Genomic DNA, 16,140 nt, shown 5'->3' with positions numbered 1-16,140 from the left:
TAATGATGAAAAGCACAAGGATGGTGTCGTAGACATGGCGATTCGTATTATCGTTAAAGAACCGGATGAGGTTCTTCATAAAAAGGCAAAGGAAGTTACCAAAATTACGCCGAACGTTCAAAAGCTCCTGGACGATATGGCCGATACCATGTACGATGCGGAAGGCGTCGGGCTGGCCGCGCCGCAGGTCGGCATACTGAAGCGCCTGATTGTTATCGATGCGGGCGATGAGCACGGCTTGATCAAGATGATTAACCCGGAGATCGTCGAGAGCGAGGGCGAGCAATTCGGGCCGGAAGGCTGCCTGAGTATTCCAGGCTGGAACGGGGATGTTCGACGTGCGGAGAAAGTAACGGTTAAGGGGCTTGACCGCGAAGGCAATGAGCTTGTCATTACGGGTACAGGGCTGCTTGCGCGAGCATTTCAGCATGAAATCGATCATTTGAACGGGGTGCTGTTTACGGAAATCGCCGACCGGGTGTATGAGTATGTTCCGGAACAGCCGAGAAGTGAGTTGGAGAACCGATGAATATCGTATTTATGGGCACCCCCGCCTTTGCAGTACCCAGTCTGGAAATGCTGATTGCCGAAGGATACACGATAGCCGCCGTCGTTACGCAGCCTGACCGTCCGCAGGGGCGCAAAAAAGTGCTGACCCCGACGCCGGTCAAGGAAGCCGCCCTTCGTCACGGCATCCCAGTCCTGCAGCCGCAGCGACTGCGGAATCCGGAAGCCGTGGCCGAATTGGCCGAATATAAACCCGATCTGATCGTCACGGCCGCGTACGGCCAAATCCTGCCGAAATCGGTGCTGGATATGCCAGCGCTTGGCTGTCTGAACGTCCACGGCTCGCTCCTCCCCGCTTATCGGGGAGGAGCGCCGATTCAGCGGAGCATCATCAATGGAGAGTCCGTCACGGGCATCACGCTGATGTATATGGCGGAGGGACTCGACACCGGGGACATGATCGCCCGCGCCGAGGTCCCTATTGAAGACGACGATACGGCTGGAACCATGTTCGAGAAACTGAGCCAAGCCGGCGCGGAGCTGCTTCGGCGGGAGCTGCCGCGGCTCGTGAAGGGCAAAGTGGAGGCCGAGCCTCAGGATGATTCGAAGGCAACGTATGCTCCGAATCTGACCCGGGATGACGAGAAGATCGACTGGAGCCGCACTTCCCGGGAAATCTACGATCAGATTCGCGGCCTGGTTCCTTATTCCGGCGGGTTCACGCTGTGGAACGGCGAAGTGTTTAAAGTATGGGCAGCGGTTAAGCCGGACAGCGCCCAGAAGGCATCTGGCGATGCACAGCCCGGGACCGTGCTCGAGCTGCAGGAGAAAGGGATCGTCGTGAAAACAGGCGACGGTACGCTGACGCTGCTTACGGTTCAGCCTAGCGGCAAGAAGGCAATGGATGCGGCGCAATTCGTCCGCGGGACGAGCCTGACGGCCGGGACGGTGCTGTCGTGAGCGGAAACCGCAGCCCGAAGGGACGCCTGGACTCTCCCCGGGAGCTGGCGATGAATGTATTGACTCAGGTTGAGCAGGAGGGGGCGTACAGCAATCTCCTGCTCAACTCCGCTCTGCAGAAATCCTCGCTTGCCAAGAGCGACGCGGGACTAGCCACGGAGCTGATCTACGGCACGATCTCGCGGCTGAACACGCTTGATTATTTTTTGGACAAGTTTGTCAACAAAGGGGTGCGGAAGCTTCAGCCTTGGGTAAGGGCGCTGCTTCGCATCAGCCTTTATCAGATCGTGTATCTGGATCGGATCCCGGACCATGCGGTTGTCAGCGAGGCCGTTAATCTGGCGAAGCGCCGCGGGCATCAAGGGATCTCCGGCATGGTGAACGGGGTGCTTCGGAATATTCTGCGTCAGAAGGAAACCTTGGCCATTCCGGAGGATATGACGGACGCCCAGCGCATTTCCCTTCTGCATTCCCATCCGCAGTGGCTGGTGGAGCGCTGGATCTCCCAGTACGGTACGGAGGCAGCGGAGGCGATCTGTGCCGCAAACAACGAACCGCCGGCTGTCAGCGTGAGGGTGAACACCACGATGATCAGCCGCGACGACATGCTGAAATTAATGGGCAGCCATGGCCTGGATGCTTCCCCATCGTCGGTTAGTCCCTACGGGATTGTCGTTAAGGGTGCGGGCAATATGGCCTTGACCGATTGGTATCGTGACGGGATGATCTCGATCCAGGACGAAAGCTCGATGCTCGTGGCCGAGGCCGTTCAGCCCGAGCCGGGCATGCGCGTGCTCGATTGCTGCGCGGCCCCGGGCGGAAAGAGCGCCCATATGGGCGAGCTGATGAAGGACGAGGGCAGCATCGTCGCCAACGATATTCATGCCCATAAAGGGAAGCTGATATCGGATCAGGCCAGCCGTTTGGGACTGGACAGCATTTCGATCGTGACGGGGGACGCGCTGGATTTGGCAGACCGCTTCGAGCCTGCGTCTTTCGACCGAATTTTGCTGGATGCTCCCTGCTCGGGCCTTGGCGTGATCCGGCGAAAGCCGGATCTGAAGTGGGGCAAGTCCCAGGAGGACATCCATGAGATTGCGGCGCTGCAGCTCAGGCTGCTGGAGTCGGTCTCGACCTTGCTCCGTCCCGGAGGGATCTTGGTATACAGCACGTGCACGATTGAACCGATGGAGAATGAAGGCGTGATATCTGCTTTTCTGGAAGGCCATTCCGAATTTGCCATTGCAGAAGACGGCCTTGGAGCCTTAAGCCGGCTGGGCGAGAATTCGCTTTCGCGAGGCGGCGGCATTCAAATCCTGCCCCAGCACTATCACAGCGACGGCTTTTACATTGCCAGACTCGGCAGACGTTCCTCTTAAGGGCGCTTGCCGCCATGACTATAGTCGTATCCCGCCTATGCCGGCGGGTTTTCCTCTTTTACCGTCTCTTTTATTTATGTTAGAATAGGAAGAATGAAAAAAGAGATGCATATGAATGAAATAGGGAGCGTTCGGAAGAATGCTGGCCGGACATCCTTTAAACTAGACAGGTGTGGTGAGAATGAAACCTTTTATATATGATTATTCACTGGAAGAGCTTCAAGCCTGGGCTCAAGAGAACGGGGAGCCCGCGTTTCGGGGAACCCAGATTTATGACTGGCTGTACGTGAAGCGGGTGAACGACTTCGCGGAAATGACGAATCTGTCCAAAGAGCTTCGGGCCAAGCTGGAGCAGGAGTTCAGCTTCGTGACCCTGACGGAAATCACCAAGCTGGAATCCAAGGACGGAACGGTCAAGTTTCTGTTCGGCCTTCATGATGACCATGCCATCGAGACCGTCATCATGCGGCATAACTACGGCAACAGCATCTGCGTTACGACGCAGGTCGGCTGCCGTATCGGTTGTACGTTCTGCGCATCCACACTGGGTGGCTTGAAGCGAAACCTGACCTCCGGCGAAATCGTTGCCCAGGTGGTTCAGGCACAGAAGATTCTCGATAAAACGGGAGAACGCGTCAGCAGCATCGTGATCATGGGTTCAGGCGAACCGTTTGAGAACTATGAGGCGACCATGAAATTCCTGCGCACGATGATCCATGAAAAAGGATTGAATATCGGCCAACGCCACATTACCGTATCGACGAGCGGCATTGTGCCTAACATCTATAAATTCACCGAAGAGGATACCCAGATTAATCTGGCCATCTCCATTCATGCGCCAAACGATAAGCTGCGCTCCAAGCTGATGCCCGTGAACCGCCGGTTCCCGTTTGACGACGTGATTGAATCGCTTCGTTATTACCAGGCTAAAACCGGACGCCGCATTACGTTTGAATACGCCTTGATCGGCGGAGTGAATGATCAGGTGGAGCATGCCGAAGAGCTTGCGGACGTCATCAAGGATATGAACTGCTTCGTCAATCTGATTCCGGTTAACCATGTGCCGGAACGGAAATATGTTCGCACATCGCGTAACGATATTTTCAAATTTCAACGTGCGTTAGCAGACAAGGGGGTCAATGTGACCATCCGTCGTGAACAAGGCCATGATATCGCTGCCGCTTGCGGCCAGCTGCGGGCCAAGCATATGGAGTTGAGGTGAGAAGATTTGATCAAGACGGTTCATGTAAGCCATGTGGGGCGCGTTCGTCCTGTTAATGAGGATTCGGTATTTGTTAGCACATTGGAGCATGGCTATACCTTGGGTGTGGTTGCCGACGGCATGGGAGGCCACCTTGCGGGCGACACTGCCAGCAGGCTTGCGGTAGATACCGTGGCCGCGGATTTGTCCTCTTTGGAGCAGGACATGTCCATGGACGGCGTTCGGGCTGCGCTAGGCGATGCCATATTGCACGCCAATGCAGTTATCTATCAGGAAGCCTCGGCAGATGAGCGGCTTCACAATATGGGCACGACGATCGTAGCGGTGCTTCTGCGAGGCTCCGAAGGTTATATCGGTCATATCGGGGACAGCCGGGCCTACAAAGTCGTTCCCGGACAAGTCATTCGGCTCACGGATGATCACACATTGGTTAATGAGCTTTTTAAGAGTGGTCAGATTACGGAGGATCAACTGGAAACCCATCCCCGGAAAAACGTATTAAGCCGGGCACTTGGAACGGATGTGGACGTGACGGTTGAGCTTACGCCGGTTACGCTCGGGGAAGGCGAAGTGCTGCTGCTATGCAGTGACGGACTCAGCAACCGGGTCAGCCGCGAGCTGATCGGACAAATTTCCGGTTCACTTGACCTTCCTCTGGAAGAAAGAGCGGATCGCCTGCTTCAACTAGCACTTCTCGCTGGCGGTGAGGACAACATCACAGTCGCAATGTTTGAACATCAAGAAGAGGTTGTCGGGCAACGTATAAAGGGGTGGGATTCATGATCGGACATGAATTGGCTGGTCGTTATAAGATTATTGAACGCATCGGCGGCGGCGGCATGGCGCTGGTCTACAAGGCTCAGGATATTTTGCTGAACCGGAACGTAGCGATCAAAGTGCTGCGCCAGCAGTTTGTGCACGACGAGGAATTTATTCGCCGTTTCCGGCGTGAGGCACAATCGGCGGCTTCATTGTCGCATTCCAACGTGGTCAGCATCTACGATGTGGGCCAAGAGGAAGATGTGCATTACATCGTCATGGAATATATCGAAGGTCAGAATTTGAATGAAATCATTAAAGAACGGGCGCCACTGCAGGTTGAAGAAGCCGTGCGGATTGCGACCCAGATCTGCGATGCATTGGGGCATGCCCATCATAACCAGATTATTCACCGCGATATTAAACCGCATAATATTCTGATTGGCCGTAACGGGAGGGTCAAAGTAACCGACTTTGGCATTGCCAGAGCGGTCACGTCGACAACCATTACGCAAACAGGCTCCGTTGTGGGTTCTGTGCATTATTTCTCGCCGGAGCACGCCAAGGGCGTCGTGACGGGCGAGAAATCGGATTTATACTCACTTGGTATCGTGTTATATCAAATGCTTACGGCCCGTCTTCCTTTTCTGGGCGAGAGCCCGATCAGTGTTGCACTGAAGCACCTGCAGGAGGAATTTGACGAGCCTAGGGAAGTGAACCCGCTCATTCCTCAAAGCGTGGAGAACATCATCCTGAAGTCCATGCGCAAAAATCCGGAGGAGCGTTACCAGTCCGCGGAAGAAATGATGGACGACCTCGAGACGTGTTTGATGCCGATGCGCCTCAATGAGCCGAAGATGGAGTTCGAGGACGATGCCGATTCTACCCTGGTCATGCCGGCGCTCAAAACGATGCAGCGCAGCAGCCAGCATCAACATGACCAAGATGATGACTCGGATGACGAGGAGTTTGAGGAAAAGCCAACCGGCAAGCCGAAGAAAAAGTGGGTCAAGCCGACCATCATTATCGGCTCGGTGCTCCTGTTCCTCGGCCTTATGTTAGGCGTCGTCATGTATGTGAACAATATGCTGGAGGTGCCGGAGGTTAAGGTGCCGCCAGTGGTAGGCATGACGGAGGAGGAAGCGATCCGCGAGCTAGAGGCCCAAGGTTTGACGGTGAATGAGGAAGTCATTCGCGAATATAAACCGAATGTGGATGAAGGCGTCGTGTTTGCACAGGACAAGGAACCAGAGACCATGCTGAAGAAGGGCTCACCGGTTCAGTTATCGGTTGGGGATGCAAAGCCGCTTGAAAAAATGCCGGACCTCTCGGGTAAGACATTTGATCAGGCAGTTGAGATCCTGAAGAGTTTGGGCATTAAGGAAAACGCCATTAAGCAGTCGTCTGAAAACAATGATACAGTACCAGCCGATCAGATATTTGATCAGAGCCCTTCTGCCGAATCCGAAATTAATCCTGAACAGGTGGAGGTCCGGGTCACGATCAGCAAAGGCAAGCAAACGGTCAATATGCCGAGCTTGATCGGAATGGACAAAGACAAAGCGGTCGCTACCATCGAATCCTTCGGCCTTAAGGTTGGAGCGATAAAGGAGAAATCCAGCTTCGAAGTGAAGAAGGGCGAGGTCATGGAACAATGGCCGTATGAGCCTAATGTTCCTGTAGCGCCTAACTCCGAAATCACGCTGTTCGTCAGCTCCGGTTATCCTTCGGATGCGCTTGAGTATAATTACAGCGTACCGGTGTCGCCGAGCGCCGAAGGACAAGAAAGCAAAATCCGGGTGGTCTTCAGCGACGCGCTGGGAGACAACCAGGAGGCCGTAAACAAGACCATTACGACTTCCGAAATGGTACCCGTTAAGCTGCTGCTTGCTCCCGACAAACACGCGACGGTCATGATATTCCGTGACGGCCGCCAGGTGGATACGTACAGCGTAAGCTACACCGACGTCAAGAACGGAACCGTGCCGCAGCCGACCTTTGAGCAGCCGCCTGAGCAACCTGATGTACCGGTGGACACCAACCCGGATGAGGGAAATGGCGAGGACGGTTCGAATGAGGAAGATGATGCTGCTTATCACTGGGATAACGGCAGCGAAGGAAACGGCAAGGGTAAGGGCAAAGGCAAAGACAACGATTAGAAACAAGTCATGAGAACACTTATTTCAACAAGAAAGGTGAGGCCTATTATATGCTAGAGGGACTGATCGTGAAGGCACTAAGCGGATATTACTATGTCAAACCACTGCAGGATGGCAACATTATATCCGGGGAGGACCCAGCGGTTCAATGCAGAGCCCGCGGCATTTTCAAAAAGAAAGGCATCTCTCCGCTCGTTGGAGATCACGTGATGTATTCATTGACTGAGAATGGGGAGGGGACCGTGGATGAAATACTTCCACGGTCTTCCCAATTAATTCGCCCGCCGGTCGCGAACGTCGACTTGGCGGTGCTGTTGTTTTCGGTCAAGGAACCGGACTTGAGCCTGCATCTGCTGGACAAGTTCCTGGTACATATTGAGCATTCGGGACTTGAGGCGTTGATCTGCCTGACGAAGCAGGACCTTGCAGACGACTCGGACGATGTATTGGAGCAGGTCAAGCGCCAGTACGAAGAAATCGGGTATGAAGTGCTTATAACCAGCTCCTTACAAGGCATCGGTACCGATGAGGTGAAGGACCGCCTGGCCGGTCGAATCAGCGTATTCTCCGGTCAATCCGGCGTCGGCAAGTCGTCCCTGCTTAATGCGTTGATGCCGGGCCTCTCGCTGGAGACCAGCGAAATCAGCCTGCGCCTTGGCCGCGGCCGGCATACGACGCGTCACGTTGAGCTGATTGAGCTTGATAACGGAGGCTATGTTGCCGATACGCCCGGCTTTAGCCAGCTGGATTTTCTGGAGCTGGGTGTCGAGGAGCTGTCGACCTGCTTCAAGGAGTTTGCTCCTTATGCGGCTGAATGCAAATTCAGAGGCTGCAGTCACATGCAGGAGCCTGGCTGCCGGGTGATTCAAGCCAAAGAGGATGGAATCATCCTGGCAAGCCGTTATGAGCATTACGTGGAGTTTTATACCGAGATGAAAGACAAGAAGCGGAGGTACTGAATCATGATAAAAATTGCGCCATCCATATTGTCGGCGGACTTTGCAAAGCTGGGGCAGGAAATTAAGGAAGCCGAAGCGAGCGGAGCCGACTGGATTCATGTGGACGTCATGGACGGGCATTTCGTGCCGAATATTACTCTGGGGCCCCCGATCGTCCAAGCGATCAGACCGCATACGGGCCTGACGCTCGACGTGCATCTGATGATCGAACAGCCGGAGTTGTATATTGCCGACTTCGTCAAGGCAGGAGCAGACTTGATCACGGTTCATGCCGAGACCTGCCCGCATCTTCACCGCGTCATCCATCTCATTAAAGAGCATGGCGTGAAGGCTGGCGTCGCGATTAATCCGGCCACGCCGGCCCATGTCCTTCAGGAAGTGCTTCCTGACGTGGATTTGGTGCTGGTGATGACCGTGAATCCCGGCTTCGGCGGGCAGGCGTTTATCGAGCGGACCGTAAGCAAGATTGCGCAGCTGCGTGAATGGATTTCAAACTCCGACAATCCGAATATCCATATCGAAGTGGATGGCGGCATTACGGCGGAGACGGCGCCGCTCGTGGTGGAAGCGGGAGCGGATGTCCTGGTTGCGGGCAGCGCGGTCTTCGGGAAGCCGGATCGGGCGGCGGCCATTGCCCAAATCCGAAACAGCGTAACATCTTGACCTCAGAACGTGAGCAGGGGATGCATAGGGCGGGGGATTCCCGCATAAATATGGTTACATGAGCTGGGTTCTCATGTAGCCTTTTTTGTCTGTGTTCACATCTAAGGGCTTGGTGCATAACATAATCTAGGAAGGCATGAGAATGATGGGGAGGGTGAGACATGAAATTCTATACGTTCAAGCTGCCGAAGTTTTTGGGAGGTTTTGTGAAGGCCATCTTAAATACGTTTCACAAGAGCTGACAGCTTGTCCCGGCGTAACAAAACCTCCGCCTGGGACCGACGCCGCCAGCCGGTTTACGGGGGATGAGGCAAGAGAAGAGCACTCCGATAGAGCGCATGGAGGACATACCGCATCTTGTATGCGGAAGTTTTTCTTGCGGTATAAGAAAGCCAATGCGCGCATGGCCTCTGCCGCTTTCTTGTATCATAAGAAGAGTGTCTAGCGACGTACTTATCGAAGACAGGCCGCGTTCGACCGGAAGTTTTTCTTGCGATATAAGAAAGCGGAAGTTCGGCTCTTTCATTTTTCTTATATCTAAATAAAAAAAGCACCTGTTATCTGATCAGGGTGCTTTTTGTTTAGGTGAAGAATATGTATCTAAACGCAAGAAAAACTTCCTTGTCCCGGATCGCCCACAAATGGTGCCTGGAGATTTAGAAGTTTTTCTTCATATAACGAGATGATTATACGCGAGTCACTTTACCGGATTTCAAAGCGCGAGTGCTGACGTATACACGTTTTGGCTTGCCATCCACCAAAATGCGAACCTTTTGAACGTTGACACCCCAAGAACGCTTGTTGTGGTTGTTAGCGTGAGAAACATGGTTACCACTGCTTGGTTTCTTGCCTGTTACATAACATTTGCGAGCCATTCATTACACCTCCTTGTTCCTAACCCTGCATGAAACAATACTTAAATATAATATCACAGTAAAAATTGCTCCGTCAACTGTCCTAAAAACATTTATTTCTCTTTCTCATTATAGTACAATGTTGATTAGTCCATAATATTTCCGATGATCTGTATATTGTGGGCTGGTCGGCATGTTTCGAGGAGGTTTGGAGCTGCCGAATAACGTAGAGGACGAGAGGGCAGCCCATCAAGATGGTATGATCCATTTAATCATGCAAGTCTATTATTTACTGGTTGGGCATTTCGTCAGCTATAAGCTATGAAATAGATATGAAATTTACGACAAGAAGTGTTATGGGTATCAAGCCAGGAAGGGGAATTCTCATTGAGTAAGCGTTCTTTGAATGGAACAGAATTTACCGCTATGGTCCTTGCCGGAGCGGAGCAGCTGCAGCAGCATGCAGAACACGTCAATTCCCTGAATGTGTTCCCGGTGCCGGACGGCGATACGGGGACCAACATGAATTTGACGATGACGGCAGGCGTAGCAGAACTGAAGAGTAAATACTCGGAGTCCGTCGGGCATAGTGCCGGTGTGCTGTCCAAGGGGCTTCTGATGGGAGCCAGAGGGAACTCGGGAGTGATTCTGTCCCAGTTGTTCCGTGGTTTCAGCCGGTATGCGGCACCTTATACAGAACTTAATTCTCATCAATTTGCCGCAGCGCTGCAGACAGGCGTGGAAGCTGCGTATAAAGCTGTCGTAAAGCCTGTGGAAGGCACCATCCTGACCGTAGCTAAAGAAGCGGCCAAACATGCCGTTTATTTCTCGCGCCGCAGCAACGATATCGTGGAGCTGATGGAGCAGGTGCTGGCCAAAGCCAAAGAAACGCTGTCCCAGACGCCGGATATGCTTCCCGTGCTGAAGCAGGTTGGCGTTGTGGACTCGGGCGGGCAAGGCCTGGTGTACATCTACGAAGGTTTCTTGCAAGCGTTGAAAAAAGACGGCGCGTCCGGATCCTTCGCTTCCGCGGAAGGACAAGCAGAACAGAGCAGCGCGGCACCAGCCTATCATGCGGTTCCTGATTTCTCGGCGGTTCAAGCTCCGGCTTCGGCCCAATCCCGACTGTCCACGGAGGACATTGAATTTTTATACGACATGGAATTCTTTATTAATAGGCAGCTTGGAGAGGGAACGAGTGCGGACTTTGATGAAGATAAGTTCCGGAAAGCGCTTGCAGTGAACGGTGATTCCATCATTGTCATTGCCGATGACGAGACGATCAAAGTGCATGTCCATTCCAAGGCGCCGGGCGAAGTGTTGAATTTGGCCCTCATGTATGGAGAGATCACCCAGATTCACATTTTGAATATGCGCGAGCAGCACCGCGACTTGCTGACAACGGGAATGGATATCGCGCCGATGCCCGAGCTGTTTGCGGATATTCCGGCAGAGACCGTGACGCCGGAAGCACCGGCTGTTCCTCCTGCAGACGAGATCGCGCCGTACGGGTTCATTGCGGTTTCGTCAGGGGAAGGCATTTCCGATATATTCAAGAGCCTCGGCGTCGACGTCGTTCTCTCCGGAGGACAGACGATGAACCCGAGCACCGAGGATTTCGTCAATGCGATTTCTTCGATCTCGGCCCAGCAGATTTATATTCTGCCGAACAACTCCAACATCGTGCTTGCTGCCCAGCAGGCTAGAGAGCTTCTCGAAGGCGAGCGCAGCGTAACGGTCATCCCGAGCAAGACGATCCCGCAGGGAATCGCGGCAGCGTTTGCTTTCCAGGAAGACGAGAATGCGGATATGAATACCGACAACATGCTGGATGCCATCACTCGCGTGCAATCGGGGCAGGTCACCTATGCCGTTCGGGACACAACAATTGATGATCTCGAGATCAAGGCTGGCCAGTTCATCGGTATCCGCAATTCCAACATCGTGGCAGCGAACGAGGATCTGATCACGACATCCCAGGATTTGCTGGGTAAAATGCTCGAATCCGGCGATGAAATCGTAACGCTGCTTACCGGCGCTGACGCAACCGAGGAATCGACCAGCGCGCTCACGGAGTGGCTGGGCGAGCAGTACCCTAACGCGGAGGTTGAGGTACACTACGGCGGACAGCCGATCTATTCCTATCTGTTCTCCGTGGAGTCTTGATATAAGAGATAGGCAGGTATCCTCTCAAGAGGCTTTCCTTCCCCTATCTCGGTAGAAAAACTTACGCTGCACGCGGTCTATCTTTGGAGAAAGAACGTCGATAGAGTTTTTCTCATAACGCTTTGACATTATGCATGGTACATTTTTAGGAGGGGTTCCGGTGAATAAGACCGTTATTGTGACAGACAGCACAGCGGATATTCCGGCAGACCTGGCGAAGCAACACAACATTCATATTGTGCCGCTGAGACTTATGTTCGGGGAAGATACGTTTTTGGACGGAGTGGAAATCACGCCGGGAGAGTTCTACAAAAAGCTGGTGCAATCGCCTCAGCTTCCGACGACCTCCCAGCCTTCGCCCGCAGATTTTGTGGCTGTGTATGAGTCCATTCTGGAACAGCACCCTGGCTGCTCCATTGTGTCCATTCACATCTCATCCGGCCTGAGCGGAACGTATCAGTCCGCATTGCTTGCAACCTCTCTTATTGAAGGAGAAGCGGATATTACCGTATGGGATTCCAAATCGGCCTCCTACGGTTTCGGGTTATTCGTGGTTCATGCAGCGAAGCTCGCGCAAGAAGGAGCCGCTGTTTCGGATATTCTTTCATCGCTCGAGGACCTTCGTTCCAAGCGCCGCCTCTACTTCTTGGTAGACACGCTGGAATATTTGCAGAAGGGCGGAAGAATCGGCAAGGCGTCGGCCGTGCTCGGTACGCTGCTTAACATTAAGCCGATTTTGTCCATTGACGGCGAAGGGATTATCTTTCCGGTAGACAAGGTCCGGGGTCGGAAGAAAGCGACAGCCAAAATTATTGAGCTGTTTCAACAGGATCTATCCGGCGTGAAAAATATTAAAGTGGCTGTGGGTCATACAGCTGACCCTGCTCAGGTTGAGGATTTTCTGCAGCAGCTGTCCGCTGTGTTCACGATCGAGGAAACCGTGTTCTCCGAGATCGGTCCGGTTATCGGTACGCACGTCGGACCGGGAACCATTGCAGCATATATATGGCCTGCTTAAGTGAGGTAGATGATATGAGTCTCAAACTCGATCAAATATCCGTCAGACAGATCAACGGCGTGAGCGCCCTGAAAGAGGGGGAGCTTCACGCCTTTGGCGTCTCTACGGTCAAGGATCTTTTGGAGTATTACCCCTTCCGGTACGAGGATTACCGGCTTCGGTCCTTAAGCGAAGTCAAGGACGGGGACAAAATCACCATTCAAGCCAAGATAGCCAGCGTGCCGGTTCTGCAGCGCTACGGGCGTAAATCCCGACTTACCTGCAAAATGCTGGCCGAAAACTGGATGTTCACCGCGACCTGGTTTAACCGGCATTTTCTGAAGGACCAGCTTACGGCCGGCAGGGAGATCGTGCTGACGGGCAAGTGGGATCAGCGCAGAATGCAGCTTACGGTGTCTGAATCCGAATTCCCGGATAAAGGAGCCTTCCGGAGCGGAACGCTGCAGCCGGTGTATTCCATCGGCGGAAAGATTACGCAATCCTGGATCCGAAAAACGATGGGACAGGCATTGGAGCAATACGGGGAGATGATTCCCGAGATTTTACCGCAATCCTTGCTCCGAAAATATGATCTGATGCCCCGTAAAGCGGCGATTATGACGATCCATCAGCCTGTCGACTCCAGGGAAGGTCAGGAAGGGCGGCGCCGCATGGTGTACGAGGAGCTCTTCCTGTTCCAGTTAAAAATGCAGGCATTCCGGGCACTGAACCGGGGACGGATGGACGGGGTGGTACATACGGCCGACAATGCAACCATCCGGGAGTTCGTCCGCAGCTTCCCGTTTGAGCTTACCGATGCGCAGAAGAAGGTGGAGCTGGAGATTTTGCATGATATGCGATCCCCTTACTGCATGAACCGTTTGCTGCAAGGGGATGTCGGCTCGGGTAAAACGATTGTTGCCGCCATCGCGTTGTTTACGACGGTCCGCTCAGGCTTCCAAGGCGCATTGATGGTGCCGACGGAAATTCTTGCCGAGCAGCATATGCGTTCCCTGCAGAAGCTGTTTGAACCCTTCGGCATTACGGTCGGATTGCTGACAGGCAGCGTAACGGGGAAGAAGCGGAAGGACCTGCTGGCTTCCTTGCAGATGGGACTGACGGACATCGTTGTGGGCACCCATGCCCTTATCCAGGATGACGTCTACTTCCGGGAACTGGGGCTTGTCGTGACGGACGAGCAGCACCGCTTCGGCGTGAATCAGCGAAGCGTTCTAAGGCGTAAAGGGTATAACCCGGACGTGCTCACGATGACAGCGACGCCGATCCCGCGGACGCTGGCCATTACCGCCTTCGGAGACATGGACGTGTCCACGCTGTCGGAGCGTCCGAAAGGGCGCATTCCCATTACGACCTATTGGGTCAAACATGAACTGATGGACCGCGTGCTCGGATTTATTTCCCGGGAAGTAAATCAGGGACGCCAGGCATATCTGATCGCCCCGTTGATTGAGGAATCGGACAAGCTGGACGTCCAGAATGCGATTGACCTGCATGTTCAGATGCAGCAGGCGTTCCCCGCATATTCCGTCGGACTTCTGCACGGCCGCATGACGCCGGCCGAGAAGGATGAGGTCATGCGCCAATTCTACAGCAATGAGGTTCAGCTGCTGATATCCACGACGGTTGTTGAGGTTGGCGTTGACGTGCCGAACGCAACCCTGATGATCATTATGGATGCCGATCGCTTCGGCCTGTCCCAGCTGCACCAGCTTCGGGGCCGGGTAGGCCGTGGACAGCATGCTTCCTACTGTGTCCTCGTGGCTGATCCGAAGTCGGAAGTAGGTCAGGAGCGGATGCAGGTCATGACGGAAACCGAAGACGGCTTCGAGGTATCCCGGCGGGATCTGGAGCTTCGGGGACCGGGCGATTTTTTCGGTACGAAGCAGAGCGGGCTGCCGGAGTTCCGGCTGGCCGACATGGTCGCCGATTTCAAGGTAGTCGAAGAGGCCCGGGGCGACGCGGCGGCTCTCGTTAGCGACAGCTCCTTCTGGACGTCGCCGGAATATGAGCCGCTGCGCGACTTTTTGCAGCAGGAGAAGATCTTCCAGGGCGATATCATGGATTAATGGCATGAATTGGTTGGCACAATGGACAGACCTTCGTCATATACTCAAAAAGGGTAGCAGCATTTATGACTGGAGGTGCTTCAACATTGGGTTATCAGCAGTATGGCATTAGTCCGCAGCTGGTGGAGCGTATCAAGCTAAAAATGAAAAACCCGGCCATCAAGGAAAGAATCAAGGGACTGACTCAGGGCTTGACCAAGGCGGATCTTCAAAATAGCGCAAAAGTACATCAATTGATCCGGACGGCCAGCGGCATCTTGAATGAAAAGCTGAGCTCCGCACAGGAGCAGCAAATGGTTCAATTCGTGCTTGCACAGCGCATCGATCCGAACAACACCTTCCATTTGATCAAGCTGTGGGGAATGTTTCGTTAACAACTGGATGACATCAAGGAATGACAAGCATAGAAGAAGCCCCTCTCGGGAGTGTTTTCTCCTAATGAGCAGGGGCTTTTGATATGGCTGAGCAGGGATGAGGCGATCTTAGGCGGATTCCCGTTTAGAGGAGTCCCTCGCTATTGTGGTCTAACCGGCAGCGGCGAAGCCGGTATGCTGTGAAATAGCGCGGCAATTGAAGAGAAATCCAACCTTTTCGGAATATCTAGCTGCCCGTAATGGAGCGGATGCAATCTTCCGTGTCGTTCTTGACGGAGTTTACGGTTGTGCTTACCGGCACTGCCTGCATTTCCTCCGCGGGATAGGGTTTCAACAGCTCCTTGAGCGATTGCAGGTGGGAAGGGTGGTTCCCATGGGGATGGGAGGACGGCTGCCGTTCAAGCCATAGCGCTTCGTCAGCGGGTCTTAGAATGACCGGCATCCGGTTATGGATCGGCTCCATGAGCCTGTTGGGCTCGGTCGTAATGACGGTACAGGTGCTCAGCTTCTCGCCCCCTTGGGTGATCCAGGTGTCGTACAGGCCGGCCATGCTGAATATTTCGCCGTTCTTCAATCCAATGCGAAAGGGCTGCTTGCCATTGCCGTTTTTCTGCCATTCGTAAAAACCGTCTGCAGGAATCAGGCATCTTTTCCGATAAAAGGGCATCCTATAGGCAGGCTTGTCTTCCAGCGTTTCACTGCGGGCATTGATCATTTTGGCTCCGCCCGAGGAATCCTTGGCCCAGGATGGGACAAGCCCCCACTGCAGCTGCCCGATCCGGTTGGTGCTCCCGTCATGGATAATGGCCGTAACCATCTGCGTAGGCGCGATGTTATACCTGGGAACGTGAAAGGGAGAGACCGATTCGGGATCAATGAGATACCTGGTCATCAGCTCTTCCCAAGTAACGGTGAGCGTAAAACGTCCGCACATCGTTTCAAGGCCTCCTCTCATTCGAGCCGCTTTAGATTGAACATCGACTTATGCTGGCATTCCCGACGGAATGGCCATATAAGGATGACGGCTCGTTTGTGTTTGAGTATATCAAATATT

General features: G+C 53.7%; 15 protein-coding genes. 13 read left to right on the top strand and 2 right to left on the bottom strand.

Features of this window, described 5'->3' with window-relative positions:
- Nucleotides 1–34: 34 nt before the first annotated feature.
- The 9 genes from def (at nucleotide 35) to spoVM (ending at nucleotide 8,850) form a co-directional block, all read left to right on the top strand.
- Nucleotides 35–529, top strand: a complete 495-nt coding sequence (def, locus tag HMPREF9412_RS15815; RefSeq protein WP_009592578.1) for a peptide deformylase — start codon at nucleotides 35–37, stop codon at nucleotides 527–529.
- Nucleotides 526–1,467, top strand: coding sequence for a methionyl-tRNA formyltransferase (gene fmt, locus HMPREF9412_RS15810; RefSeq protein WP_009592616.1), 942 nt, complete (start codon nucleotides 526–528; stop codon nucleotides 1,465–1,467). The genes def and fmt overlap by 4 nt, the downstream gene beginning before the upstream one ends.
- Complete coding sequence (gene rsmB, locus HMPREF9412_RS15805) at nucleotides 1,464–2,846, top strand: 16S rRNA (cytosine(967)-C(5))-methyltransferase RsmB (protein WP_083829952.1); 1,383 nt, start codon at nucleotides 1,464–1,466, stop codon at nucleotides 2,844–2,846. Before fmt ends, rsmB begins: the two co-directional genes overlap by 4 nt.
- A gap of 181 nt (nucleotides 2,847–3,027) precedes the next feature.
- Nucleotides 3,028–4,068 (top strand): 23S rRNA (adenine(2503)-C(2))-methyltransferase RlmN, encoded by a 1,041-nt coding sequence (rlmN, locus tag HMPREF9412_RS15800; protein WP_009592630.1) that lies wholly within the window; start codon nucleotides 3,028–3,030, stop codon nucleotides 4,066–4,068.
- Nucleotides 4,069–4,074: 6 nt separating this feature from the next.
- On the top strand, nucleotides 4,075–4,851 hold the full coding sequence (locus HMPREF9412_RS15795) for a Stp1/IreP family PP2C-type Ser/Thr phosphatase (RefSeq protein WP_009592617.1): 777 nt from the start codon (nucleotides 4,075–4,077) through the stop codon (nucleotides 4,849–4,851).
- Nucleotides 4,848–6,986, top strand: a complete 2,139-nt coding sequence (gene pknB, locus HMPREF9412_RS15790) for a Stk1 family PASTA domain-containing Ser/Thr kinase (RefSeq protein WP_009592623.1) — start codon at nucleotides 4,848–4,850, stop codon at nucleotides 6,984–6,986. The genes HMPREF9412_RS15795 and pknB overlap by 4 nt, the downstream gene beginning before the upstream one ends.
- Before the next feature lie 50 nt (nucleotides 6,987–7,036).
- Nucleotides 7,037–7,945 carry a ribosome small subunit-dependent GTPase A gene (gene rsgA, locus HMPREF9412_RS15785; protein WP_009592567.1) on the top strand — a complete coding sequence of 303 codons (909 nt, stop codon included), beginning with the start codon at nucleotides 7,037–7,039 and terminating at the stop codon, nucleotides 7,943–7,945.
- A gap of 3 nt (nucleotides 7,946–7,948) precedes the next feature.
- The gene (gene rpe, locus HMPREF9412_RS15780) at nucleotides 7,949–8,608 is read left to right on the top strand and encodes a ribulose-phosphate 3-epimerase (protein ID WP_009592579.1); all 660 of its coding nucleotides are present in this window, start codon (nucleotides 7,949–7,951) and stop codon (nucleotides 8,606–8,608) included.
- A 161-nt stretch (nucleotides 8,609–8,769) separates the two neighbouring features.
- Entirely contained in the window at nucleotides 8,770–8,850 is an 81-nt protein-coding gene (gene spoVM / locus HMPREF9412_RS32110) for a stage V sporulation protein SpoVM (protein ID WP_034273235.1), read from the top strand.
- A 444-nt stretch (nucleotides 8,851–9,294) separates the two neighbouring features.
- On the opposite strand, the gene rpmB is transcribed toward spoVM, so the two are convergent.
- Entirely contained in the window at nucleotides 9,295–9,483 is a 189-nt protein-coding gene (gene rpmB, locus HMPREF9412_RS15770; protein ID WP_006209230.1) for a 50S ribosomal protein L28, read from the bottom strand.
- A gap of 366 nt (nucleotides 9,484–9,849) precedes the next feature.
- On the opposite strand from rpmB, the gene HMPREF9412_RS15765 reads away from it, so the two are divergent.
- The 4 genes from HMPREF9412_RS15765 (at nucleotide 9,850) to HMPREF9412_RS15750 (ending at nucleotide 15,086) form a co-directional block, all read left to right on the top strand.
- The gene (locus tag HMPREF9412_RS15765; protein ID WP_036672418.1) at nucleotides 9,850–11,628 is read left to right on the top strand and encodes a DAK2 domain-containing protein; all 1,779 of its coding nucleotides are present in this window, start codon (nucleotides 9,850–9,852) and stop codon (nucleotides 11,626–11,628) included.
- A gap of 160 nt (nucleotides 11,629–11,788) precedes the next feature.
- A complete protein-coding gene (locus HMPREF9412_RS15760; protein ID WP_009592607.1) occupies nucleotides 11,789–12,646 on the top strand; it encodes a DegV family protein in 858 nt (285 codons plus the stop codon).
- Nucleotides 12,647–12,660: 14 nt separating this feature from the next.
- Nucleotides 12,661–14,712, top strand: a complete 2,052-nt coding sequence (recG, locus tag HMPREF9412_RS15755; protein WP_009592585.1) for an ATP-dependent DNA helicase RecG — start codon at nucleotides 12,661–12,663, stop codon at nucleotides 14,710–14,712.
- A gap of 86 nt (nucleotides 14,713–14,798) precedes the next feature.
- Nucleotides 14,799–15,086 carry a stage VI sporulation protein F gene (locus HMPREF9412_RS15750; protein WP_009592565.1) on the top strand — a complete coding sequence of 96 codons (288 nt, stop codon included), beginning with the start codon at nucleotides 14,799–14,801 and terminating at the stop codon, nucleotides 15,084–15,086.
- 226 nt (nucleotides 15,087–15,312) lie between these two features.
- Here the strand turns inward: HMPREF9412_RS15750 and HMPREF9412_RS15745 are convergent, their stop codons facing one another.
- Nucleotides 15,313–16,020: an SOS response-associated peptidase gene (locus tag HMPREF9412_RS15745; RefSeq protein ID WP_009592595.1), complete on the bottom strand. Its 708-nt coding sequence runs from the start codon at nucleotides 16,018–16,020 to the stop codon at nucleotides 15,313–15,315.
- Between the last annotated feature and the right edge of the window lie 120 nt (nucleotides 16,021–16,140).

This window comes from Paenibacillus sp. HGF5, from assembly GCF_000204455.1.
Taxonomy (GTDB): Bacteria; Bacillota; Bacilli; order Paenibacillales; family Paenibacillaceae; genus Paenibacillus_AQ; species Paenibacillus_AQ lautus_A.
This window is presented reverse-complemented; position numbering and strand designations above follow the sequence as displayed.

Bases quoted from the DNA above. Each gene is read 5' to 3' on its own strand.
- recG (WP_009592585.1), top strand. From the start codon at position 12,661: ATGAGTCTCAAACTCGATCAAATATCCGTCAGACAGATCAACGGCGTG.
- HMPREF9412_RS15745 (WP_009592595.1), bottom strand. From the start codon at position 16,020: ATGTGCGGACGTTTTACGCTCACCGTTACTTGGGAAGAGCTGATGACC.
- rpmB (WP_006209230.1), bottom strand. From the start codon at position 9,483: ATGGCTCGCAAATGTTATGTAACAGGCAAGAAACCAAGCAGTGGTAAC.
- def (WP_009592578.1), top strand. From the start codon at position 35: ATGGCGATTCGTATTATCGTTAAAGAACCGGATGAGGTTCTTCATAAA.
- rlmN (WP_009592630.1), top strand. From the start codon at position 3,028: ATGAAACCTTTTATATATGATTATTCACTGGAAGAGCTTCAAGCCTGG.
- rpe (WP_009592579.1), top strand. From the start codon at position 7,949: ATGATAAAAATTGCGCCATCCATATTGTCGGCGGACTTTGCAAAGCTG.
- spoVM (WP_034273235.1), top strand. From the start codon at position 8,770: ATGAAATTCTATACGTTCAAGCTGCCGAAGTTTTTGGGAGGTTTTGTG.
- rsgA (WP_009592567.1), top strand. From the start codon at position 7,037: ATGCTAGAGGGACTGATCGTGAAGGCACTAAGCGGATATTACTATGTC.
- fmt (WP_009592616.1), top strand. From the start codon at position 526: ATGAATATCGTATTTATGGGCACCCCCGCCTTTGCAGTACCCAGTCTG.
- pknB (WP_009592623.1), top strand. From the start codon at position 4,848: ATGATCGGACATGAATTGGCTGGTCGTTATAAGATTATTGAACGCATC.